Source organism: Bradyrhizobium sp. USDA 223, from assembly GCF_044909005.1.
GTDB classification, from domain to species: domain Bacteria; phylum Pseudomonadota; class Alphaproteobacteria; order Rhizobiales; family Xanthobacteraceae; genus Bradyrhizobium; species Bradyrhizobium yuanmingense.
In genome coordinates this window covers 3669800-3691801 of record NZ_JBIYDR010000001.1, presented here as the reverse complement: position 1 = coordinate 3691801, position 22002 = coordinate 3669800, and the positions used below count along the sequence as shown (strand labels likewise).

Annotated in this window: 19 protein-coding genes; 3 read left to right on the top strand and 16 right to left on the bottom strand. The window is 64.1% G+C overall.

From position 1 onward, the window contains the following. Nucleotides 1–86: 86 nt before the first annotated feature. The 15 genes from ABIA40_RS17085 to ABIA40_RS17015 all read right to left on the bottom strand — a co-directional run bounded on the left by ABIA40_RS17085 (nucleotide 87) and on the right by ABIA40_RS17015 (nucleotide 17610). Complete coding sequence (locus tag ABIA40_RS17085; protein WP_404542317.1) at nucleotides 87–2417, bottom strand: PAS domain-containing sensor histidine kinase; 2331 nt, start codon at nucleotides 2415–2417, stop codon at nucleotides 87–89. 226 nt (nucleotides 2418–2643) lie between these two features. Continuing rightward, entirely contained in the window at nucleotides 2644–4017 is a 1374-nt protein-coding gene (locus tag ABIA40_RS17080; RefSeq protein WP_404542315.1) for a cation-efflux pump, read from the bottom strand. A 217-nt stretch (nucleotides 4018–4234) separates the two neighbouring features. After that, complete coding sequence (locus ABIA40_RS17075; RefSeq protein WP_157282487.1) at nucleotides 4235–5203, bottom strand: zinc-binding dehydrogenase; 969 nt, start codon at nucleotides 5201–5203, stop codon at nucleotides 4235–4237. A gap of 25 nt (nucleotides 5204–5228) precedes the next feature. After that, complete coding sequence (locus tag ABIA40_RS17070) at nucleotides 5229–6224, bottom strand: nitronate monooxygenase family protein (RefSeq protein ID WP_157282488.1); 996 nt, start codon at nucleotides 6222–6224, stop codon at nucleotides 5229–5231. Between the two features lie 311 nt (nucleotides 6225–6535). Further along, nucleotides 6536–7198 (bottom strand): hypothetical protein, encoded by a 663-nt coding sequence (locus tag ABIA40_RS17065; protein ID WP_271545180.1) that lies wholly within the window; start codon nucleotides 7196–7198, stop codon nucleotides 6536–6538. 52 nt (nucleotides 7199–7250) lie between these two features. Next, the gene (locus ABIA40_RS17060; RefSeq protein ID WP_404542311.1) at nucleotides 7251–7448 is read right to left on the bottom strand and encodes a hypothetical protein; all 198 of its coding nucleotides are present in this window, start codon (nucleotides 7446–7448) and stop codon (nucleotides 7251–7253) included. Between the two features lie 566 nt (nucleotides 7449–8014). Continuing rightward, nucleotides 8015–8797 (bottom strand): fumarylacetoacetate hydrolase family protein, encoded by a 783-nt coding sequence (locus ABIA40_RS17055; RefSeq protein WP_404542309.1) that lies wholly within the window; start codon nucleotides 8795–8797, stop codon nucleotides 8015–8017. Then, nucleotides 8797–9816: a 2-dehydropantoate 2-reductase gene (locus ABIA40_RS17050; protein WP_275509121.1), complete on the bottom strand. Its 1020-nt coding sequence runs from the start codon at nucleotides 9814–9816 to the stop codon at nucleotides 8797–8799. Before ABIA40_RS17050 ends, ABIA40_RS17055 begins: the two co-directional genes overlap by 1 nt. 182 nt (nucleotides 9817–9998) lie before the next feature. Beyond that, nucleotides 9999–10427, bottom strand: a complete 429-nt coding sequence (locus tag ABIA40_RS17045; protein WP_036005729.1) for a CBS domain-containing protein — start codon at nucleotides 10425–10427, stop codon at nucleotides 9999–10001. Nucleotides 10428–10599: 172 nt separating this feature from the next. Beyond that, on the bottom strand, nucleotides 10600–11919 hold the full coding sequence (oxlT, locus tag ABIA40_RS17040; RefSeq protein ID WP_404546264.1) for an oxalate/formate MFS antiporter: 1320 nt from the start codon (nucleotides 11917–11919) through the stop codon (nucleotides 10600–10602). A gap of 248 nt (nucleotides 11920–12167) precedes the next feature. After that, complete coding sequence (gene oxlT / locus ABIA40_RS17035; protein WP_271545177.1) at nucleotides 12168–13460, bottom strand: oxalate/formate MFS antiporter; 1293 nt, start codon at nucleotides 13458–13460, stop codon at nucleotides 12168–12170. A 410-nt stretch (nucleotides 13461–13870) separates the two neighbouring features. Beyond that, complete coding sequence (locus tag ABIA40_RS17030) at nucleotides 13871–15370, bottom strand: tripartite tricarboxylate transporter permease (protein ID WP_157282492.1); 1500 nt, start codon at nucleotides 15368–15370, stop codon at nucleotides 13871–13873. Nucleotides 15371–15413: 43 nt separating this feature from the next. Further along, complete coding sequence (locus ABIA40_RS17025) at nucleotides 15414–15911, bottom strand: tripartite tricarboxylate transporter TctB family protein (protein ID WP_157282493.1); 498 nt, start codon at nucleotides 15909–15911, stop codon at nucleotides 15414–15416. Nucleotides 15912–15996: 85 nt separating this feature from the next. After that, nucleotides 15997–17001 carry a tripartite tricarboxylate transporter substrate binding protein gene (locus tag ABIA40_RS17020; RefSeq protein WP_271545176.1) on the bottom strand — a complete coding sequence of 335 codons (1005 nt, stop codon included), beginning with the start codon at nucleotides 16999–17001 and terminating at the stop codon, nucleotides 15997–15999. 471 nt (nucleotides 17002–17472) lie between these two features. Next, on the bottom strand, nucleotides 17473–17610 hold the full coding sequence (locus ABIA40_RS17015) for a hypothetical protein (RefSeq protein WP_167361641.1): 138 nt from the start codon (nucleotides 17608–17610) through the stop codon (nucleotides 17473–17475). 263 nt (nucleotides 17611–17873) lie between these two features. On the opposite strand from ABIA40_RS17015, the gene zigA reads away from it, so the two are divergent. Then, nucleotides 17874–19079 carry a zinc metallochaperone GTPase ZigA gene (gene zigA / locus ABIA40_RS17010; RefSeq protein ID WP_404542305.1) on the top strand — a complete coding sequence of 402 codons (1206 nt, stop codon included), beginning with the start codon at nucleotides 17874–17876 and terminating at the stop codon, nucleotides 19077–19079. 123 nt (nucleotides 19080–19202) lie between these two features. Then, nucleotides 19203–20561 carry an Hsp70 family protein gene (locus ABIA40_RS17005; protein WP_404542302.1) on the top strand — a complete coding sequence of 453 codons (1359 nt, stop codon included), beginning with the start codon at nucleotides 19203–19205 and terminating at the stop codon, nucleotides 20559–20561. 110 nt (nucleotides 20562–20671) lie between these two features. Here ABIA40_RS17005 and ABIA40_RS17000 read toward each other — a convergent pair whose 3' ends face one another. After that, complete coding sequence (locus tag ABIA40_RS17000; protein ID WP_157282497.1) at nucleotides 20672–21115, bottom strand: SRPBCC family protein; 444 nt, start codon at nucleotides 21113–21115, stop codon at nucleotides 20672–20674. Nucleotides 21116–21571: 456 nt separating this feature from the next. On the opposite strand from ABIA40_RS17000, the gene ABIA40_RS16995 reads away from it, so the two are divergent. Next, the gene (locus tag ABIA40_RS16995; RefSeq protein ID WP_404542300.1) at nucleotides 21572–21817 is read left to right on the top strand and encodes a hypothetical protein; all 246 of its coding nucleotides are present in this window, start codon (nucleotides 21572–21574) and stop codon (nucleotides 21815–21817) included. Nucleotides 21818–22002: the final 185 nt, after the last annotated feature.

The window sequence follows — 22002 nt, the reverse complement described above, 5'->3', positions numbered from 1 at the left end:
GCTGCCCCGCATTCCGCCCTCATCCTGAGGGCCCGCCGGAGGCGGGCGTCGCGCAGGATGGCCGCAAGCGAGCTTCCCGCCGTGCGTCACGCCGCAGCCGATATCCCCGATCCCGCCTTCACCGCATCCCGCGGCAGGGTCACGCGCACCACGGTGCCGACGTCGATCTTCGAGCGCAGGCGCATCGAGCCGCCGTGGAGCTGCGCCAGCGAGCGGGCGATGGCAAGGCCGAGGCCCGAGCCGTGATAGGTCTTGGTGAGCTGGCTCTCGACCTGTTCGAAGGGGCGCCCGAGCCGCGCCAGCGAATGCGGCGCGATGCCGATGCCGGTGTCGGCGATCATCAGCACGATCCTGTCGTCGAGCTGGCGGCTGCGCACCACGACGCGTCCGCCGTCCGGCGTGAACTTCACGGCGTTGGAGAGCAGGTTGACGATGATCTGCTTGGTGGCGCGGCGGTCGGCGACGACCGAGATGGATTTTGCGATGTCGGCATACAGCGTCAGGTGCTTGTCCTGCGCACGGCCGGTGACGACCCGCAAGGATTCGGCGAGCGTCTGCGCGAGGTCGAGCTCTTCCATGTCGAGCTTCATGCGGCCGGCCTCGATCTTGGACATGTCGAGGATGTCGTTGATGACCTCGAGCAGATAATGACCGCTGGTCAGGATGTCCTGGCAATATTCCTGGTACTTCTCGCTGCCGAGCTCGCCGAACATGCCCGACCCCATGATCTCGGAGAAGCCGATGATGGCATTGAGCGGCGTGCGCAGCTCGTGGCTCATATTGGCGAGGAATTTCGACTTGGTCTGGTTGGCTTCCTCGGCGCGGGTCTTCTCGCGCTGGTATTTTTCGGCGAGGTCGGCGAGCTCGACCGCCTGGCGCTCCAGCGCGGCCTGCGAGCGCTTGAGGTCGATGACGGTGGCGCGCAGGCGCAGATCGTTGTCGACCAGCTTCTGCTCGTGCTCCTTGATGCGGGTGATGTCGGTGCCGACCGAGACGTAGCCGCCGTCCTTGGTGCGGCGCTCGCTGATGTGCAGCCAGCTGCCGTCATCGAGCTGCGCCTCGAAGGTGCGCGCGCCCGGGCCCTGGGCCGCGGTCTCGTTGTGGCGGGTGCGCACCTCCGGCATGCGGCCGACTTCGAGCACGGTCTCGTAGGAGGTGCCGGGGATGACGGCGCTGTCGGGCAGCTTGTGCAGGCGCTGGAAGTGCGAGTTGCAGAGCACCAGGCGGTCGCTCGCATCCCACAGCACGAAGGCCTCCGGAATGGTCTCGATCGCGTCGCGCAGGCGGAGGTCGGCTTCCACGGTCTTTTCGGCGAGGCTCTTCTGCTCGGTGATGTCGACGGCGATCCCGATCAGGTGGACGCTGGAATCGGTCGCCCCGCGGGTCTTCTCGCAGCGGACGCGGAGCCAGATCCAGTGGCCGTCGACATGCTGCATGCGGAAGGTCTGGTCGATGTGGTCGATCTTCTCGGAGATGAGCTGGTCGGCGATCGCGAACAGGTCGATGTCGTCGGACTTCACCAGCGCGTTGACCTCGCCGAAGGTGAGGAGTTCGTGACGGCCGTCGAGACCGAGCATCGAGAACATCGACTGCGACCAGAAGATCCGGCCGCGCGACAGGTCCCAGTCCCACAGCCCGCAGCGGCCGCGGTTGAGCGCGGTGTCGATGCGGCCGCGCACCGCGTCGTTGATGAGATCGCCTTCGCGGGCGCGGGTCGACTGCCAGTGGAAGGCGAAGCCGAGGATCAGGACGACGAAGCCTGTCGTCGCCGACAGCGTCACCGAAAGCGCGGCGTCCGAGCCCCAGATCGGCTCGTTGCGCTCCTGGATCACGGTGACGAAGCCGGGCAGTGACTTGATCTGCCGCGAGGTCGCCATCGCCGCGTTGCCGCTCGGCAGCGTCATGTCGGAGACGCTGGCATCGCGTGGCGGCGCCGCGATCAGCTGCGCGGTCGTGATCGCATCCAGCAGGCGATCGTTGCCCGAGGGCTCGCTGTCGGCCGGGATGCGGGCAAGGATGCGGCGGTCGATGCCGGCGGAGGTGACGATGACGTGGCGGCCCGAGGCCGTGGCCCAGGACGGAATGAGATCGGGCAGCAGCGTCGGCAGGCTCTCGATGTTCTTGAGCCGCTCCTGCCGAACCGAGGTGAGGCGATCGATGCGCTCGGCGAGCAGGTCGGCGAGGGCCGATATGTCGTGGCGGATCACCAGCCGCTTCTGGCGCGTCTGATCGACCACCTGCACGAAGGCACCAAGGCAGATCGTGATCAGGAAGGCGATGATGAGCGTCGGCACGGCGCGACGAAGCGCTGGCTCCGCGATCAGGAGCCGGTGATAGGCAGGTTTCGCGATCGATTGCGCCAATCCCTTGATCGAATCGGATTGGACGCACGCGCTCGCGGCGTCTGCACGCGACATGCCTTCGGCCCCCTGAAAACCAGCTTGCAACTGAAGTCCGGAAGCAGCCCCACGTCACTTCCGAATCACACCGATTTGAATCCAGTTTTCGCGGGCTGTCGAGAGTCAACGAATCGTTAACGCGAAATTATTCTTATCCAACACGCAGTTTGTACATCGCGTGTCCGCAAACGCACGGGTGCAACGAGTCCGAAACGAGAACGTGTGGCTCGTCGCGCATTCTTCATCACGCCCGTGGCGGCTCGGCGTGGCTGATGACGCGCTTCACGCTCGGGAACGCGCGCCGCAACGCACGCTCGATCGCGTCGACATGCTCGTGCACCTTGATCACGCTCATCGACGGTGTTGCGCGGCAGTGGAAGTTGACGATCTCGCCGGCGTCGGTGTTGCGGACCCGCACATTGTGGATGTCGTGGATCTCGCTGCCGGCGGCATATTCCGTCAGCGCGGCGGCGATGGTCCGCACCCGGTGCGGCGTGGCATCGACCCCGAACGGAAGTTCCGGTTCCAGCGGCTCGATGTGAACGTCGACCTCGACGTCCTCGCCGAACTCCTCCTGGATGTTGCGCTCCAGCGTGTTGGCGATGTCGTGCGCGGCCTCGAGCTGCATGTTGGCATCGACCTCGAGGTCGATGCTGACGATCAGCTTGACGCCGAGATCGTGCACCGTGACGTGGTGGACGGCGAGGGCGGAATTGCGCGCGATCACCATGATGCGGTCGCGCACGGTCTCGTTGTCGCGCGCGACGGGCACTGCGGCGAAGGTAAGGTCTGCATCGCCGAAAGCCTTGGCGACGGCGGCCTGCGCGTTGCGCTTGATGTCCTCGACCCGGTCGATCGGATAGGTCCGCGGCACCTTCGCGATGGTGTCGATGAACGTGGTCGCTCCGACCATGCGCACGCGCAAGCGTTCGACGTCGATCACGCCGGGCACGCTGCGGATCGCCGCTTTGGCCTTCTCCTGCGCGCCTTCGGGAGCGCGATCGACCAGCGTCTGCACGGTCGAGCCGGCCATGCGCAGGCCAAGCGCTGCGATCATCACGGCAACCGCTGCGGCCGCCGCGGTGTCGCCCCACCAGAAGCCGAGCCCGGCCAGGATCAGGCCCACGATCACGGCGCAGGAGCCCATCACGTCCGAGGCGAAATGCAGCGCGTCGGCCGCCAAGGCCTGGCTTCTGGTCTCCCGCGCGGCACGGTGCAGGGCGCGGGCGCGCCAGAGATTGACGGCGATATCGATCACCAGCACCACGAACGGCACAGCCGAGATGGTCGGCGGCGGGGTTCCCTCGCGCAGCCGGCTATAGGCCTCGACCAGGATGCCGCCGGCCAGCACGTAGAGCAGGGCGGTGACGCCGAGCGCGGAGATGCTTTCCAGCTTGCCGTGGCCGTAATGGTGCTCCTCGTCCGCAGGCTTGTCGGACACCCGCACCACCGCCCAGGTGATGATGGTCGCAACCAGGTCGATCAAGGAATGCAGGGCTTCCGAGATCAGCGCCAGCGAGCCGATCGCGATCCCGACCGCGAACTTGGCCGCCGCCATGCCGCCGCTGGCGAAGATCGAGATGGCCGCGACCGAGGTTTTGTCGTGCTGGGAGGTCATGGCGGGGATTTAGCAGCCCCGTGTGGGACATCAAGCGATGATCCACAGAAGTAGTCGCGAGTGAGTTGCAGGAGCGGGACCATCAGCGCCGTCATGCCCGGGCTTGTCCCGGGCATCCACGTTCTTCGTTCCGAGCGGAAAAGACGTGGATGGCCGGGACAAGCCCGGCCATGACGGGCGGAGCAGGAGCTCCGTTACTCTTCGCGGGTCACCGCCCTCACACCGTCACCACGATCTTCCCCAAATGCTTGTTCGCTTCCATGTGCTCGAACGCCTGGTCGATGTCGTCGAACGCGAACACCTTGTCGATCGGCAGTTGCAGCTTGCGCGATTCCACCGCGCCCCAGATGTCCCTGCGGACCTCGGCAAAGATCTCGCGGACCTCCTCGATGGTACGGGTACGGAAGGTGACGCCGACATAGTCGATGCGGCGGGCGGCGTGCAGGTCGAAATTGAAGTCGGCGTGGGTGCCGCCGAGGCGGCCGACATTGACGATGCGGCCCTTGATCTTCGTCGCGGCGAGGTTCTGGTTGGCGACCTTGCCCGAGACCTGGTCGACCACGAGGTCGACGCCTTCGCCGTTCGTGGCCTTCAGCACCTCGTCGACCCATTTCGGATCGGAGCTGTCGACGGCGAGGTCGGCGCCATACTCCTTCAGCCGGCCGCGGCGATACGCGTCGGTGGACGAGCCGATCACCAGCTTCGCGCCCTTGAGCCGGGCGATCTGCATCGCCATCAGCCCGACGCCGGAGCTCGCGCCCTGCACCAGCACGCTCTGGCCAGCCTGAACCCCGCCGATCGTGACGACGGCGTTGTGCATGGTCGCGAGCGCGACGGGGAGGGTGGCGGCCTCCTCGAAATTCATGTTCGAGGGCGTGTGGAGCAGCCGGCCGTGATCGGCCAGCGTATATTCGGCGAACGCCGCGCCGCCCGATCCCATGATGCGGTCGCCGATCTTCACGCCCTTCGCATCGGGCCCGAGCTCGGCGACCTCGCCGGCCCATTCCATGCCCAGCACGGTGCCGACGCCGCCGGCCGCGCCATGGGCGTGGCCCTTGCGCATGCCGGTGTCGGCGCGGTTGAGGCCGCAGGCGCGGACGCGGACGAGCACCTGCGTGCCTTTGGGCTTTGGTTGAGCGACGTCGGAAATCCTCGCGCCCTCAGGGCCGTAGACGTAGGCTTTCATGCAATACTCTCACGTCTTGCAGTGATTATTCCGCCGCTTCGCGTTGTGGCTGAACGATCATCCCCTCGAGCCGGCTGCGAATGATCGCCTCCGCCTCGCGCACGATGCGGGAGACGAGCTCGGCACAGCTCGGGATGTCCTGGATCAGGCCCTGCACCTGGCCGGCCGACCAGATGCCTTCGTCGGAATTGCCGGTGGCATAGACCATCTTGCCGCGGGCACCGGCGACGAGCTCGCGGATGTCCTCGAACTTGGCGCCTTCCTTCTCCATCGCGACGACCTTGGTCGAGACGGCATTCTTGGCCACGCGCGAGGTGTTGCGCATGGTGCGGAAGATCAGCTCGGTCTCGCGCTCGTCATTGGCGACGATCTTCTCCTTGATGAGCTGATGGATCGGACTCTCCTTGGTGGCCATGAAACGGGTGCCCATGTTGATGCCCTCGGCTCCCAGCGCCAGCGCTGCGACGAGGCCGCGGCCATCGGCAAAGCCGCCCGAGGCGATCATCGGGATCTTGATCTTGTTGGCGGCGGCGGGAATCAGGATCAGGCCGGGCGTGTCGTCCTCGCCGGGGTGGCCGGCGCATTCGAAGCCGTCGATCGAGATGGCGTCGACGCCCATGCGTTCGGCCGAGAGCGCGTGGCGGACGCTGGTGCATTTGTGCACGACCTTGACGCCGTGCTTCCTGAACTCGTCGACATGCTCCTGCGGCTTGTTGCCGGCGGTCTCGACCACCTTGATGCCGCTCTCGATGATCGCGGCGCGGTATTCGGCATAGGGCGGCGGCTTGATCGCCGGCAGGATGGTGAGGTTGACGCCGAACGGCTTGTCCGTGAGGTCGCGGCAGCGCGCGATCTCCTTGGTCAGGTCCTCCGGCGTCGGCTGGGTCAGCGCGGTGATGAAGCCGAGCGCGCCGGCATTGGCGACGGCTGCGACCAGCTCGGCGCGTCCGACCCATTGCATGCCGCCCTGAACGATCGGGTGCTGGACGCCGACGAGCTTGGTGAACCGTGTCTGCAACATGATCTGTTTCCCCCGCGCCCCGCGTGGCGCTTTGTTCTCGGTTGATGGCGGCAGGATGCCGCTGGGGGTGGGAAAAGTCTATTGCGCGGCCGGGCGGGGCGACCATGCGGAAGGCGAGGAGATTCCGCGGGGCGGATAATTGGGGTGCGCTGCTGCCTGACGAGGGCAAGCTCTTTCCTCAAACTCCGCCGTCATACCCCGCGAAGGCGGGGTATCCGGTACGCCGCGACCTCTCGGCTCTACCCTCGCAGTCTCTGGAATACTGGATTGCCCGCCTCCGCGGGCAATGACACCGAGTATGGGGCGAAGAGCTACTTCGTCGACAACCGCACCATCTGGCGCCCGCCGTTCATTTCCTTGAGGCTGTTGACGAAGTTTTCCGGGCGCTGCCAGCGATGGGGGACCTTCAATCCCATGAACTCCGCGATGTCGCCGATGAAGCCGGTACAGTTTATGGTCTCGGCATTCCAGACCGGAGAGCTGGCCTGCAACTCCTTGATGTAGGCGAATACGCGCTTGGCGTCGGCTTCGTTGAGGTAGACCCGATAGCTCGCGGTCAGATATTCCGGATCGAGATCGCCATAGCTGGCGCCGGTCTCGGATGGCACAAAGGTAATGTGACCGAGCACGTAAGCGAGCGTATCGCCGGCCGGTGTCAGGCCCGCAACCTCGACGGCCTTCTCGCTGGTCTTGCCGTACCAGACGAAGGCATGGCCCCAGCTCGCAGCCGTGCGGGCGCGGAAGTCGACGTAATAGGGGCCTTTCTCCGCACGCGCGACCGAGCGCCGCGTCGATTGCGGCTGAGGCCGCGAGGCGGTGTCGGTCGTAGCAAGCGCGTTCGCATCGGCAACGCGCCTGTCGGTCTGCTTGTCGGTCTCATGGGCCGAGGCCGAGGGCGTTGTGCATGAGAGCATAGCCGCAAGAGCGAAGCCCGCGAGGATGCAGGATCCCGATCGACCAGCTTTGTTCGTCACGCTATTCCCCCTCGACCATGGGCCGCAAATGTGGCGCGTCCTTTGCCGCGCGTCAGTAGCGCGCGGCGACCGGGCCCGGCGCCTTGCCGATCGGGGCCTTTCCAATCGGGCTCTTGCCGATCGGCATCTTGCCCATCGGCGCCTGCTCGCCCGGATAGGCTGGCACCGGCTGCCGGCGCGGCAGATCCGCAGCGTTCGCGGCCGTCGCAAAAGCAAGCGTGGCACCCAGAGCAAATACAATCTTCTTCACAGCGATACCCCTAGAAGGTTTGGTCCAAACACGGTCATGCCGTGCCCCCAGACACGCCTTCCAAAAGGGCGGCCGAATGCGTCCAAGTTGCGGCGCGCACGGGACATGTTGGCGGCATTGCTCGGGCGCGCGAAGATGTGATGTGACTGGATGTTTCGGAGCGCGACCAACCTTGGTGCCGACAGGGGCCCGCTGGCTTGCCGGGAGAGCGCAGCACCGGGATTTCGTCAACGCCAGGCGCTGCGGGAAGATGCGAGGTGGCGCGCACGTCCCTGTGCCGGCCCGCGTGCACCCAGGCCAGCCGCCAGCGCCAGGACGAAGCAACGTGCCCTGGGGCTATCGCTTGCCGAGCAAGTTCGACCGGATCTTGTCGGCGAACCAGACCACGAAGATCGCGGCGAACGAGAGAGCGAAGTACAGCACGGTCCACAGCAGTGCGTTGCCGGCATTCGTCATTGCGTCCTCCCTTGCATCAGAAATCAATCTTTTGCCGGGGAGGGTAGCCTTGGCCGCGACGGCGCGATTTGCGCCAGATCAATTTTGCTGCTCTGCGGCGGCGAAAAAGTCTACAGCCGAAACTCGTTGGTGAGTTCGCCGATGCCGTCGATCGCGACGGTCACCGTGTTGACGGGCTCCTTCATCACGCCGACGCCGACCGAGGTGCCGGCCGCGATGAGGTCGCCGGGCAAGAGGGTCATGTCGTGGGAGATCCTGCTCACCAGCTCCTGTGCGCTGAAGATCATGTCCGAGATCGGGTAGCTCTGCCGCTCAGCGCCGTTGAGGATGGTGCGCACGGTGAGTTTTGCCGGATCGAGACCGGTCGCGATCACAGGGCCGAACGGACCGTAATCGTCAATGCCCTTGGCGCGGGCCCATTGGGCGAAGGTGGGGTCGCGCGTCAGGATGTCGTTGGCGGTAATGTCGTTGACGCAGGTGTAGCCGAAGATGCAGCCGTCGGCCTCATCTGGCGAGACACGGGCGCAGGTCCTGCCGATGACAATGCCGAGTTCGCCCTCATAGGTGGTCTTGCCGTCGTAATAGGACGGGCGGCGGATCACGGCGCCGGGTGTGGCGATGCTGGTGGTGGCCTTGAGCAGGTACAGCGGCTCCGGCGGTTCGGGCTGGTTCAGCTTGGCCGCGAGCGCGTGGAAATTATTCCAGAGCGCGACGATCTTGCTGGGCACGCAGGGCGCAAGCAGCTCGACCTCCGAGAGCGCCAAAATCTTGCCCGTTGCGGCGTTGCGACCGAACATGTCGCCCTCGTGCACGGTGATGCCGGAGGACGTCAGCGTGCCGAAGCCCGTCGTTCCGGCATGGCGGAAGCGCAGCCATTTGGTCACGCTCGTCATCACGCCACCGCCAGTGCGCGCGGATCAGCCGGTGTCGAGACGCCGTCATAGAGGCCGGCGATGCGGGCGCGCTGCGTCACCATGGCCAGCACCGAATCGAGCGCGGGCGTGGCAATGCCGGTGAGCCGGCCCATCTCCTGCACCACGGTGACGAGCGGATCGATCTCCATCGGGCGACCGCGCTCGAGATCCTGCAGCATCGAGGTCTTGTGCGCGCCAACCTTGCGCGCCCCCTCGATGCGGCGCTCGACGTCGACGCGAAACTTGACGCCGAAGCTCTCGGCGATGGCTTGCGTCTCCACCATGATCGCGCGAGACAGCGCGCGCGTGGCGGGATCGGTGCAGATCACGTCGAGCGTGGCGTGGGTCAGCGCGCTGATCGGGTTGAAGCAGACATTGCCCCAGAGCTTCAGCCAGATCTCGTCGCGGATGCGGTCGAGCACGGGAGCTTTCAGGCCGGCGGCGACGAAGAGATCGGCGAGGCGCTGCACGTCGGAGGTGATCTCGCCCGAGGGCTCGCCGAGCGGAAAGTTGTTGCCGTAGACGTGGCGGATCACGCCGGGCGCCTCGATCTCGGTGGCGGGATAGACGATGCAGCCGATGGCGCGCTCGGCCCCCAGCTCACCCCACTGCCGGCCGCCGGGATCGATGCTCTCCAGCGTCGAGTTCTCATATTGGCCGCCGTGCTTGTAGAAGTACCAGTAGGGAATGCCGTTGACGGCGGTGACGATGCGGGTGTGAGGCCCGAGCAGCGGCTGCATCTTTTCGATTACGCCGGTGATCGAATGGGCCTTCAGCGTGATGATGATGAAGTCCTGCACGCCGAGTTCAGTGGGGTCATCGGTGCAGCGCGGATGAACGGTGTGCTTTTCCTCGCCCGCGAGCAGTGTCAGGCCGCGCTCGCGCATGGCGGCAAGGTGCGCGCCGCGTGCGATCAGGCTGACGTCAGCGCCCGCGCGCGCGAGCTGAACCCCGAGGTATCCGCCGATCGCGCCGGCGCCGTAGATGCAGATCTTCATGAAATCCTCGCGAGCAGAGACGGATTTTGGGACGAAAGATCCGGTCCGGCTCGGAAGGATCCGAGCCGGGGCCGGCAGTCGCAGGGGGAAGTTTTGCCGCTCTAAAGCGCGCTGCGCTTTAGTCTATTGTTTGAGCATTGATCTTGTCGGAAAACCGCTGCGCACTTTTCCGGATCATGCTTTTAAGCCGCCGCTTGCGGCGTGCCGTTGAGCGCCTCGTCCATCGCCGCGGCGATGTCGCGCATGCTGATGACGGAGACGAGGCTGTAATCGTCGATCACGGGCAGATGGCGGATATGATGACGGTTCATCAGATGCCGGACGTGCTCGATCGTGTCGGTGGAGGTGCAGGACACCAGCTGCTGCACCGAGACCAGCTGGGAGACCTTGACGTTGACGGCGCCCGCACCGTGCTCGGCGACGGCGCGCACCACGTCGCGCTCGGTGAACATGCCAACCGCGGTGTTGCCCTCGGAGCGGACCACATCCTTGACCACCAGCGCGCTGATATTGTTGGCGCGCATCAGCTTGGCCGCGATCCCCACCGTTTCGTTCATACGCACCGTGACAACGCGCGGCGTCTTCTTGCGCAGAATGTCTCCGACCAGCATTGCATCCTCCTGGGTGAGTGGTGAGGAAGTGTGGTATACATAATGCCAATCGTCAAGCGCTGGATTTGGCGGATCCGAAAAATCTTGCGACAGGCGTACTGACATTATCGCCGTGCCAAAAAGAAAGGGCCGCATCGCTGCGCCCCTTCGCAAGCCGGCAAGGTTCAGCCGCTCACGCCGTCTCGGTCTTGGCAGTGCCGGTCGCCTTGTCCGTGCGCTCGGCTTCCTGGCCGTGGATGAAGGCGCGGCGCATCGGCTTGATCACGAGCAGCGCCATCAGCGCCGCCATGGCGTTCAGTCCCACCGCCAGCACGAACACGGCCTTCCAGCCATAGGCGGTCGAGATCACGCTCGCGAGCGGGACGAGCAGGGAAGCCGTGCCCTTCGCAGTGTAGAGCATGCCGTTGTTGGTGGTTGCGAACTTCGCACCGAAGGTGTCGCCGCAGGTTGCGGGGAACAGCGAATAGATCTCGCCGAACACGCCGAAATACACCGCGGTCGCCAGCACGAAAACGACAGGCACCCGGCCATAGGCCGAGAGCGTCAGCAGCATCAAGGCGGCGGTGCTGAAGGCGATGAACATGGTGGGCTCGCGGCCGATCGTGTCGGAGACCCAGCCGAAGAAGGGTCGCCCGAATCCGTCGAAGATGCGGTCGAGCGAGATCGCGAAGGTCAGCGCCGCCATCTGAAAGCCGGCGAGCGTCACCGGTGTGTCGGCAATCCCGTAGTCGTGCGCGATCGGGGCGATCTGCGCCGCCGTCATCAGCCCGCCGGAAGCGACCATGACGAAGACGAGATACATCGCCCAGAAAATTGGGCTGCGCAGCACTTGCGGCGGGGTGAAATCGATCCTGGTCTGCGGCAGGTTGAGCTGCTTCTTCTTCGGCGGAATGGAGAGGCGCGGCGGCTGGATGAAGAAGGCGAGCACGAACACGACGAGGCCCTGGGCGATGCCGAAGGTGAGGAAGGCGTGCTGATAGCCGCTCGAGGCGATCATGCTCGCGATCGGCACGATGGTGATCGCGGCCCCTGCGCCGAAGCCGGCGGCGGTCGCGCCCGCCGCGAGGCCGCGGCGGTCGGGAAACCATTTCAGCGCGTTGCCGACGCAGGTGCCGTACACGGCACCCGCGCCCATGCCGCCGACGATCGCCGCCGCATAGAGCACGGTGAGGCTGTCGGCGGAGGCGTTGAGGATCCAGGACAGTGCGATCATCACGCCGCCGAACATGATGACGATGCGCGGGCCGTATTTGTCGACGAACCAGGCCTCGACCGGCACCAGCCAGGTCTCGGTAACGACGAAGATGGTGAAGGCGAGCTGGATCGCGGTGCGCCCCCAGTGGTGGGCGGCATCGATCGGATCGACGAACAGCGTCCAGCCATATTGCAGATTGGCGATCATCGCCATGCAGACGATGCCCATGCCGAGCTGGAGCCAGCGGAAACCGGAGCGAAGCGGCGCGGCGGTGGCGGCGCCGCCCGGGCTGGAAATCGTCGAGAACCTCCCAAACCGCCTGATTGTCTGTGACACAGGATCGCAAGACGACCTGATGTCGCGAGTATTGTGGCTTATCGTCGCAGGCGTGGCGCGGAGATTGGTATACGATATTCCAGATTGCAAGCCCTAACTTGTCACTTCTTGGTGGCTCGCCCGCGCCCCGGCGAGACGATGCGGCGATCGCCAAAGAAAAACGCCCGGCCGTGAGGCCGGGCGTCGTGCTTGCTGAATTGTGCCGCCGGTCAGATCGTCGATTTCGCGACCACGATCTTGCGCCAGGGCTTGAGCACCGCGATCGCCAGCACCGAAGCCAGGATGTTGGCGCCGGCCGCGATGATGAACACGCTGTCCCAGGTCCCCGATGTCTGCTGCATGTAGTTGGCGATCGGCACCAACAGCGCGGCGGTGCCCTTCGCGGTGTAGAGGAGGCCGGCATTGGTGGTCGCGAACTTGGTGCCGAACGTGTCGGTGCAGGTCGAGGGGAATAGCGAGTAGATCTCACCCCAGGCGAAGAACACGAAGCCCGAGAGCAGCACGAACCAGACCGGATCGTGGCCCCAGAGGTAGAGCATCCAGATGCCGAACCCTTCCATGCCGAAGGCGATGAACATCGTGTTCTCGCGGCCGATCATGTCGGAGATCCAGCCGAAGAACGGACGCGTCAGGCCGTTGAGCACGCGGTCGATCGTGGCCGCGAAGGTCACCGCCGTCATCGTCACCGCCATCAGCGTCACCGGGACGCTGTCGACCTTCCAGTCAACCGCGATCGGCTTCAGGTTCGCGGTGACCATCAGTCCACCCGCGCCAACGATCACGAACATGAAGTACATCAGCCAGAAGATCGGCTGGCGCAGCACTTCGGTCGGCTGATAGTTGCGCCGGGTCTGGATGATATTGGCATTCGCCACCACGTTCGGCACTTGACCCGCTTTCGGCGCGAGCAGGAAGAAGGCGAGGAGGCAGATGATGATGCCTTGTCCGAGGCCGAAATAGAGGAAGGTGGTCTGGAATCCGCTGTCCTTGATCATGGCCTGGATCGGCGCCACGGTCAGCGCGGAGCCTGCCCCGAAGCCGGCCGCCGTGATGCCGGCCGCAAGACCGCGCTTGTCCGGAAACCATTTCAGCGCGTTGCCGACGCAGGTGCCGTAGACGCCCCCGGCGCCGATGCCTGCGATGATCATGCCGAGATAGTAGCCGTTCAGCGAGGTCGCCTGCGCGTTGATCGCCCAGCCGATGGCGCAGAGCACGCCGCCGACCAGCACTACGATGCGCGGGCCGTATTTGTCGACGAACCATCCTTCAACCGGCACCAGCCAGGTCTCGAACAACACGAAGAGCGTGAAGGCCCATTGGATCGAGGCGCGATCCCAGCCGAACGTCTTCTGGATGTCGGGGACGAAGAACGTCCAGCCATATTGGTAGTTGGCGATCATCACCATCGCCGCCACACCGATCGCCAATTGCGCCCAGCGATAGGCATCGCTTACGCGCGCGGCACTCGGGGCCGCTGCTGCCGACTGCACCATGTCCGTCATCAAAAACCCTCCCAAACGCGCCCATCATTGTTATGCATGCGCTGGCGCGCACTCTGGTATGCAATATGCCAAGATTCAAGCGATCGAGGGGAGAGTGCGGCGAAATAGCGCAGGCTTGTTCACATGCGCCATGGTCGCGGGCTTGTAAAGCCCGAATTGTTGCCAGTGCCGGCGCCAGCTCGAGCTTTGCCCATGCAATGTATTGATTTTACGATATTTATTCTGTCAGGGCGTGTGGCCGAGATCTCTGCTGGCAGTTGCGCTCTCGGAGGTTTCTCTACCTGCGCGCTGGCTCGCGGGCAGAGGCGCGGGGCGTCTACCGACGCGCCACCCCCTGGAATTCTATATTCCAGAAGTCTGGAGTGCGGCAATTTGGCGTCGGTAGCGATGCGGATTGCGCAGATCCCGCCTCACGCCATCGACGTGCGCAGCCGGCTGTAGCCTTCCTGGATCGCGGACCAGAACAGGGCGACCAAGCCGAGCGCCATGATGGTGCTGACGAGGCCGTTGGAGAAGAACACCCCGAGCGAGCCTTGCGAGCCCAGCAGCGATTGTCGGAAGGCTTCCTCAGCCTTGTCGCCGAGCACGATGGCGAGCACCAGGGGCGCGAGCGGATAATTGCACTTCTTGAGGAGATAGCCGAGCACCCCGAACACCAGCATCAGCATCACGTCGAAAGTGCTGTTATGCACCGAGTAGGCGCCGATCGCGCAGAGCACCAGGATCAGCGGCGCGATGATGCCGAACGGCACGCGCAGGATCGCGGCGAAGATCGGCACGCAGGTGAGCACGACGATGAGGCCGGCGAGATTGCCGAGATACATCGAGGCGATCAGGCCCCAGACGAATTCCTTCTGCTCGACGAACAACATGGGCCCGGGCTGCAGGCCCCAGATCAGCAATCCGCCGAGCAGCACGGCGGCGGTCGGCGAGCCGGGCACGCCGAGCGACAGCATCGGCAGCAGCGCCGAGGTGCCGGCGGCATGTGCGGCCGTCTCCGGCGCGATCACGCCTTCGATCTCGCCCTTGCCGAAATTGTTGCCGCGTCGCGCCAGGCGCTTGGCGATGCCGTAGCTCATGAAGGAGGCGGGCGTTGCGCCGGCCGGCGTGACGCCCATCCAGCAGCCGATCAGGCAGGACCGCAGCGAGGTCATCCAATAGGCGGGCAGCTCGCGCCAGGTCTGGAGCACGACACGAAGGTTGATGCTGGCCTTGCCGCCGCGGAAGGCGAGCCCTTCCTCCATGGTCAGCAGGATTTCGCCGATGCCGAACAGGCCGATCACGGCAATCAGGAAGTCGAATCCGTTGAGCAATTCGGTGACACCGAAGGTCAGCCGCAATTGCCCGGTGATCGAGTCGAGGCCGACCGCCGCGAGCGCAAAGCCTATCATCATTGCGGCGATGGTCTTGAATGGCGGCTCCTTGCTGAGGCCGACAAAGGAGCAGAAGGCGAGGAAATACACCGCGAACTTCTCCGCCGGACCAAATCGCAGCGCAAAGCCCGCGACGAGCGGCGCGACCAGCGTGATCATGATGACGGCAAACAGCGCGCCGATGAAGGAGGAGGTGAAGGCCGCCGTCAGGGCTTCGCCGGGCTTGCCCTGCTGCGCCATCGGATAGCCGTCGAAGGTGGTCGCCACCGACCATGGCTCGCCGGGAATGTTGAACAGGATCGAGGTAATGGCGCCGCCGAACAATGCGCCCCAATAGATGCAGGACAGCATGATGATCGCCGATGTCGGCGGCATGCTGAAGGTCAGCGGAAGCAGGATCGCGACGCCGTTGGCCCCCCCTAACCCCGGCAGCACGCCGATGATGACGCCGAGCGTGATGCCGATCACCATCAGCATGATGTTGTAGGGCTGCAGGGCGACCGCGAAGCCGTGAAACAGATTGGCTAACTCTTCCATGTCGATATGTCCTGCAGCAATAACGGGGATGACGGCGCAGCTTTCACAGACCGAGCCATTCCTCGATCGGTCCCTTGGGAAGCGGCACCAGGAACCAGCGCTCGAAAACCAGATAGGTCACGACCGGCATGCCGATAGCAATCGCGGCAATCGTCAGCCAGCGATAGCCGCCGAGCCAGCGCATGAACCAGGCAATGAACACCATGGAGCCGACATAGAGGCCGACGAACGGCATCGAGCCGACGTAGATTGCCGTGGGAATGACGACGCTCATGACCTGACGAAGCTGACCCCATTCCGCGAACAGCCGGCCGTCATCGTCGCGTTGCGCGTTCCACAGATTGATGGCGCTCGAGGCGACGATGGCGGCGCCGATATAGAAGGGGAAGAAGCCCGCACGCGGGCCTTCTGCACCCCAGTTGATGCCAGCCTTCAGGCTGCCGAAGATCACGATGAGGCCGAACACGCCGATCAGCAGCGCCATGCCGATTTCCAGCGTCTTGTGTGCGGGGCCGGATTCGGATCGGGATCGTTCAGTCATGAAGCCTCCAGGCGGAAATGCAGTCTTTCGCAGTCGCTGCCGGCGCGAGGACGCGCAGCATCCTCGGCCGTCATCGATGCCAGGCTCAATTCGATGCGAGGAAGCCGGCTTCCTTCATCAGGCTTTCGTGCCGCTTCTCCTCCGCCTCGATCCACTTGGCGTAATCGGCGCCGGTCAGGAAGGTCGTGTTGAAGGCGCCGCTCTTCATGAACTCCTGCCATTCCGGCGTGGCGCGCACCTTCTTGAACAGCTCGATGTAATATTCGACCTGGTCCTTCGTGGCCTTGGGCGACATGAAGATGCCGCGCAGCATGAGATATTCCATCGCAAGGCCCTGCGACTTGCAGGTCGGAATGTCCTTCCAGGCCTTGCCGTCGGCGATCGGCTCGTCATAGGCCATCGGCTGGGCGTCGAACACGCAGAGCGGACGGAGCTTGCCGCCGCGCCATTGCGCGACCGCCTCGATCGGGTTGTTGACGGTCGAATCGACGTGGTTGCCGACGAGCTGCACCGCGACTTCGCCGCCGCCCTTGTAGGGAATGTAGGTGAACTTGGCGTCGATCGCCTTCTCGATGCCGACCGTGATGATCTGGTCTTCCTGCTTGGATCCAGTGCCGCCCATCTTGAACGTGCCGCTCGGCGCCTTCTTCGCGGCCTCGACATAGTCCTTGACGGAATTGTACGGCTTCTCGGCATTGACCCAGAGCACGAACTCGTCGAGCGCCAGCATCGCGACCGGAGTCAAATCCTTCCAGTTGAAGGGGATGCCCGTCGCCAGCGGCGTCGTGAACAGGTTCGACAGCGTGATGATGATCTTGTGCGGATTGTTCGCCGACGTCTTCACATCGAGGAAGCCTTCACCGCCTGCGCCGCCGGCCTTGTTGATGACGACCAGCGGCTGCTTCATCAGATTGTGCTTGGTGACGATGCCCTGGATGGTGCGCGCCATCTGGTCGGCGCCGCCGCCGGTGCCCGCGGGCACGATGAACTCGACCGGACGGACCGGCTCCCAGGCGGCACGGCTTGCGGTGCTGCTCGCGCACGACATCACCATTGCCGCCAACGCGACATTCAGAACGAATGGCTTCATCTTGTTCACTCCCTGTCGAACCCTCAACGCAGCCGCTCTTTGTCGGCTTGCGTCAGCCCATCCCGAGTCACATGCCCCGGGATTACCCTTGCGGTCTAGCACCCATGGCAGTCCCGATAGAAACTGTATGAGCAGGGATAACGCGCGGCATCCGCATCTTTCGGCTAAGGCTTCGCCAAGGGCGCGGCAAACTTGCCACTCGGCCTTCCGTCCTGCGTTACGCTTCCCCGTCCTTACACTTTTGAATCGTGCAACCATTCTTGTTTGAATGGATGGTATGCGAAATGCCAGTAGACAAACAACCGGAATCGTCGGTTGTCCTCGGCGGACTAATCGTCGCAGTTCCGCTCGCCTGCGAGGGAGGGCGCTGCCAAACAGAAATGGCCCCGACAGGCGGGGCCATTTGGTCAAACAATGCGTCTTTGGCTGTCTGCCATCACCCCCCTTGGGGTGAAGGCAGCGACGATCTGCTTACAGGCCGAAACGCGGCAAGTCCCCGTTGCGATTGGAGATTTCGGCACTCGCCAGCAGCAGGCCGTCGATCGCGGCCATCAGGCGGGCGAACAGCGAGGAGGAGGGCGCGAGAGCGACGGAAGCGGTCTTGGACATCGGAAATCCCTTTCTTGAGAACAGTCAGTCTTGCTGCCTCATTTCTGGGAACACACTATGTATGCCAGATGCCAGCGTCCATGGTCTTGTTTGCATAGCAGCATTCTTTCTTCCGCATTGCGGCATAGGCCGTGAACCCCTGGGCGGGCCGAGCGCCTTGACACGGTCAGTCGAATAAAGAATGTAATGTTATAACATTACATAGTGAGATGCCGTGTCTCGTCGTCCTCGACCCATTCCCCTCAAGAGGCTGTTCGATCTCCATGCCCAAACTCCCCGTCACCGTCTTGTCCGGCTTCCTCGGGGCTGGAAAGACCACTTTGCTGAATCACGTCCTGAACAATCGGCACGGCTTGAAAGTGGCGGTAATCGTGAACGACATGAGCGAGGTGAACATCGATGCGGATCTGGTCCGCGATGGTGGTGCCAACCTCTCGCGGACTGATGAGAAACTGGTGGAGATGACCAACGGTTGCATCTGCTGCACCCTGCGCGACGATCTCCTGAGGGAAGTACGTGCGCTCGCCGAAAGCGGGCGCTTCGATTATCTGCTGATCGAATCGACGGGCATTTCGGAGCCGCTCCCGGTCGCAGCGACGTTCGATTTCCGCTCGGAAGAGGGCGAAAGCCTCTCCGACATCGCCCACCTGGACACGATGGTGACGGTGGTCGACGCCGCCAACCTGCTGAAGGACTATTCCTCGACCGAGTTCCTCGGCGAGCGCGGCGAGGCGCTGGACGGCGACAAGCGGACGCTGGTCGATCTCCTCGTGGAGCAGATCGAGTTCGCCGACGTGATCGTCCTCAACAAGGTGGACGATGCCTCGCCGCAACAGCGCGAGGCGGCACGGCAGATCATCCGCTCGTTGAATCCCGAAGCCGACATCATCGAGGCCAATCACAGCCGCGTGCCGTTCGACCGCGTGCTCAACACCGGCCGGTTCGACTTCGAGAAGGCCCAGCAGCATCCGCTCTGGTACAAGGAGCTCTATGGTTTCGCCGACCACGTGCCTGAAACGCAGGAATATGGCGTGAAGAACTTCGTCTACCGCGCCCGCCGGCCGTTCGATCCGGCGAAGTTCGACAAGTTCGTCAAGGCATCCTGGCCAGGCGTGATCCGGGCGAAGGGTCACTTCTGGCTGGCGACGAGGCCGCAATGGCTCGGCGAGATCAGCCAGGCGGGAGCGATCGTGAGGACCGAAGCGCTGGGGTTGTGGTGGGCGAGCGTTCCAAAGGAGCGGTGGCCGAACGATGAGGCCTGGCGCAAGCGGCTCCGCCAGTATTGGGACAAGCTGTACGGCGATCGTCGCCAGGAGATCGTGTTCATCGGCACCGGCATGGACGAAGCCGAGATCCGTGGCAGGCTGGACGCATGCCTTGTCCCTGATACGTCCACCATGGACATCGCCGCATGGTCCGCTCTCGCCGATCCGTTTCCGGCCTGGCGTCGAGGCGATCAGTCCAACTGATCGACGTGCCTGCCAGCCACCCGGCGTGAGGTCCGGGCTTGACCATCTCGGACCAGGTCTTGCAAGGGGACGGCAAAGCCGTTAGTGCTCTGCCCCCTTTCCAAGCATCATTCAGAGTGGTTCATGTCGAGCGCCTCGCCCGCCGTCTCGATCGGCATCGATTTTGGCACCAGCAACACGGTCGTTGCGCTGGCGGCGGACGACCGTCGGGTCGAGGCCATTCGCTTCGACCATGGCGGGCAACGCCACAGCGTCTACGTGTCGGCCCTGTGCTTCTGGGAGGACCGGCCGGGCGCCGGTGCCCAGGCCGAGGGCGGGCCATGGGCGATCGAGCAGTTTCTCGAAGGACGCCACGTCTACCGCTTCCTGCAATCGTTCAAGACCTTCGCCGCGAGCTCCAGCTTCAGCACCACGCAAGTCTTCCGGCAGCGCTACAAATTCGAGGACATCCTGGCGGCATTCCTGCGCACGCTGGCGCGCCACGGCGGGGACAAGTTCGGCTTCGAGGCGGCGAACATCACGGTCGGCCGCCCGGTCCGCTTTGCCGGCGGCAATCCCGACGAGGCGCTGGCGATGCAGCGCTACCGCGCCGCGTTCGAGCGCTTGGGCGCCGGCCACGCGCGCTATGTCTACGAGCCCGTCGGCGCGGCGTTCTCGTTTGCGCGCAGGCTGGAGCGCGATGCCACCGTGCTGGTAGCCGATTTCGGCGGCGGCACCAGCGACTTTTCCGTGATGCGTTTCTCGCGTGCGGGCGGCGTTCTTCGCGCCGAGCCGCTCGGCCACGCTGGTATCGGCGTTGCCGGCGACACCTTCGACTATCGCATCGTCGACCACATCGTCTCGCCGCGGCTCGGCAAGGGCTCCAGCTTTCGCTCGTTCGACAAGGTGCTGCCGGTCCCGACCGGGCACCACACGAACCTGGCGCGCTGGCATCAGCTCGCGATGATGAAGAGCAACGGCGATCTGCGCGAGCTCCGCGAGCTCCAGCGCACCGCGCTGAAGCCCGAGCTGCTCGAGGACTTCATCACTATCGTCGATCTCGACCTCGGCTTTGCGCTTTACCGCGCGGTGTCCGACGCCAAGGTGGCGCTCTCGGCGCAGGACGAGGTGGACTTCCGCTTTAGGGGCGGCGGCGTCGAGATCGGCGCGGCCATCACGCGGAAGAAATTCGAAGCCTGGATTGCCGACGACATCGCCCGGTTAGGTGCCACCGTCGACAAGGTGTTGGCCGAGGCCCGCATCGCCTCGCGCGAGGTGGAGAAGGTGTTTCTGACCGGCGGCACCTCGTTTGTGCCTGCGGTCCGAAAATTGTTCGCCGACCGCTTCGGCAACGAGCGGCTGATGTCCGGCGACCAGTTCGAGTCGATCGCCTATGGCCTGGCGCTGATCGGGCACAGTCCGGATCCCGACCGCTGGACGGCAGGCGGGGGGCCTGCTCCTCGCAATGGCGACGTGGGGAGATCTGTCAATCGAATCGAATAGTGCCGTAGGGTGGGCAAAGGCGCGGAGCGCCGTGCCCACCATCCTGCAAGCTCGAGAGAGCATCGGTGGGCACGCTGCGCTTTGCCCACCCTACGATAGTGATGTTGTCGCTACTGGTTGATCTCCGGCTCGACGAGCTTGGCCAGATTGCGCAGCGATTCCTGCCAGCCGAGATAGCACGCCTCCGGTGGAATGACGTCGGGGATACCGGCCTGCGTGATGTCGATCTCGGTACCAACAGAGACCTTCTTCAGGTTCACCGTCACCTCGATCAGGCCCGGCAGGTTGGGGTCGTCGAACCTGTCGGTATAGCGGAGACGTTCGCCCGGCACGAGCTCGAGATATTCGCCGCCGAACGAATGGCTGTTGCCCGTGGTGAAGTTCCGGAACGACATCTTGAACGTGCCGCCGACCTTGGGCTCGAAATGATGCACCGTGCAGGTAAAGCCGTTCGGCGGAAGCCATTTCGCCATCGCGTCGGCTTCCAGGAAGGCGCGATAGACCTTCTCCGGGCTGGTGGCGAGAACGCGGTGCAGGCGGACAGTATTGGGCATGGTTGTTATCCTTCGATGATTGATGGGCCCGAGCTGGCCTCTATGGCCCATTCATGTCACGAGGACGACGGGCAAGCCGCCGATCCGACAGGGGGTCCTGCAGATTATTTGTCGCAGGGGCGGTCAACCTCGCGAGGCCGCCGCCAATCGGGCCGGATGCACATCCCTCCGCGCAAAGGGCTATCGCATTTGCAGATTCACTAGAGGTCGTCATGCCCGGGCTTGTCCCGGGCATCCACGTTCTTTGTGCTGCGTGGCGAGGCGTGGATGGCCGGGACAAGCCCGGCCATGACGATGTGGAGACTATCGTGTCCAAAGCTGTACTGCTCATACGCGAGAACCCTGCCCCTGCGCAGAGGCCGCCGAGCGCAGAAGCTCCGTCCAGGTTTAACCGCGCACATGAGGAACACGGAGCGTTGCGACGTGTTGTTCGCGATCAGAACAGGAGACAGTCAGATGATCAAGAAGCTCATGCTGGGCGCAGTGATCGCCTCGATGATGGGATCCACCGCAATGGCGCAACCCAGTCAGCAACAGGGAGGCGGGCAAGCGGGGGTGGGCGGAACGAGCGACACCACGAAGGACAATGACAAATCCAAAGGCGGCATGACGACCGGGACGTCGTCGACCGGCACCACGGACGGTTCAGGCAGCAGCACCCCTGGTGGACAATCCTCCAAGAAGAGCTCGACGCCCAAATGATTCAGGAAGCGCTCATTGTTCGGTCTACGACGCAAGGATGGGCGCAAATTTCAAACCGCGGCGGAGAAGTTCTTCGCGGGGTAGCGGCGCGCTCGTTGATTGGTTCGGCCTAAAGCGCGATGCGATTAGGATGAATCGTCATCGCGCTTTAGGTTATGTTAGAGCATGATCTTTTCGGAAAACCG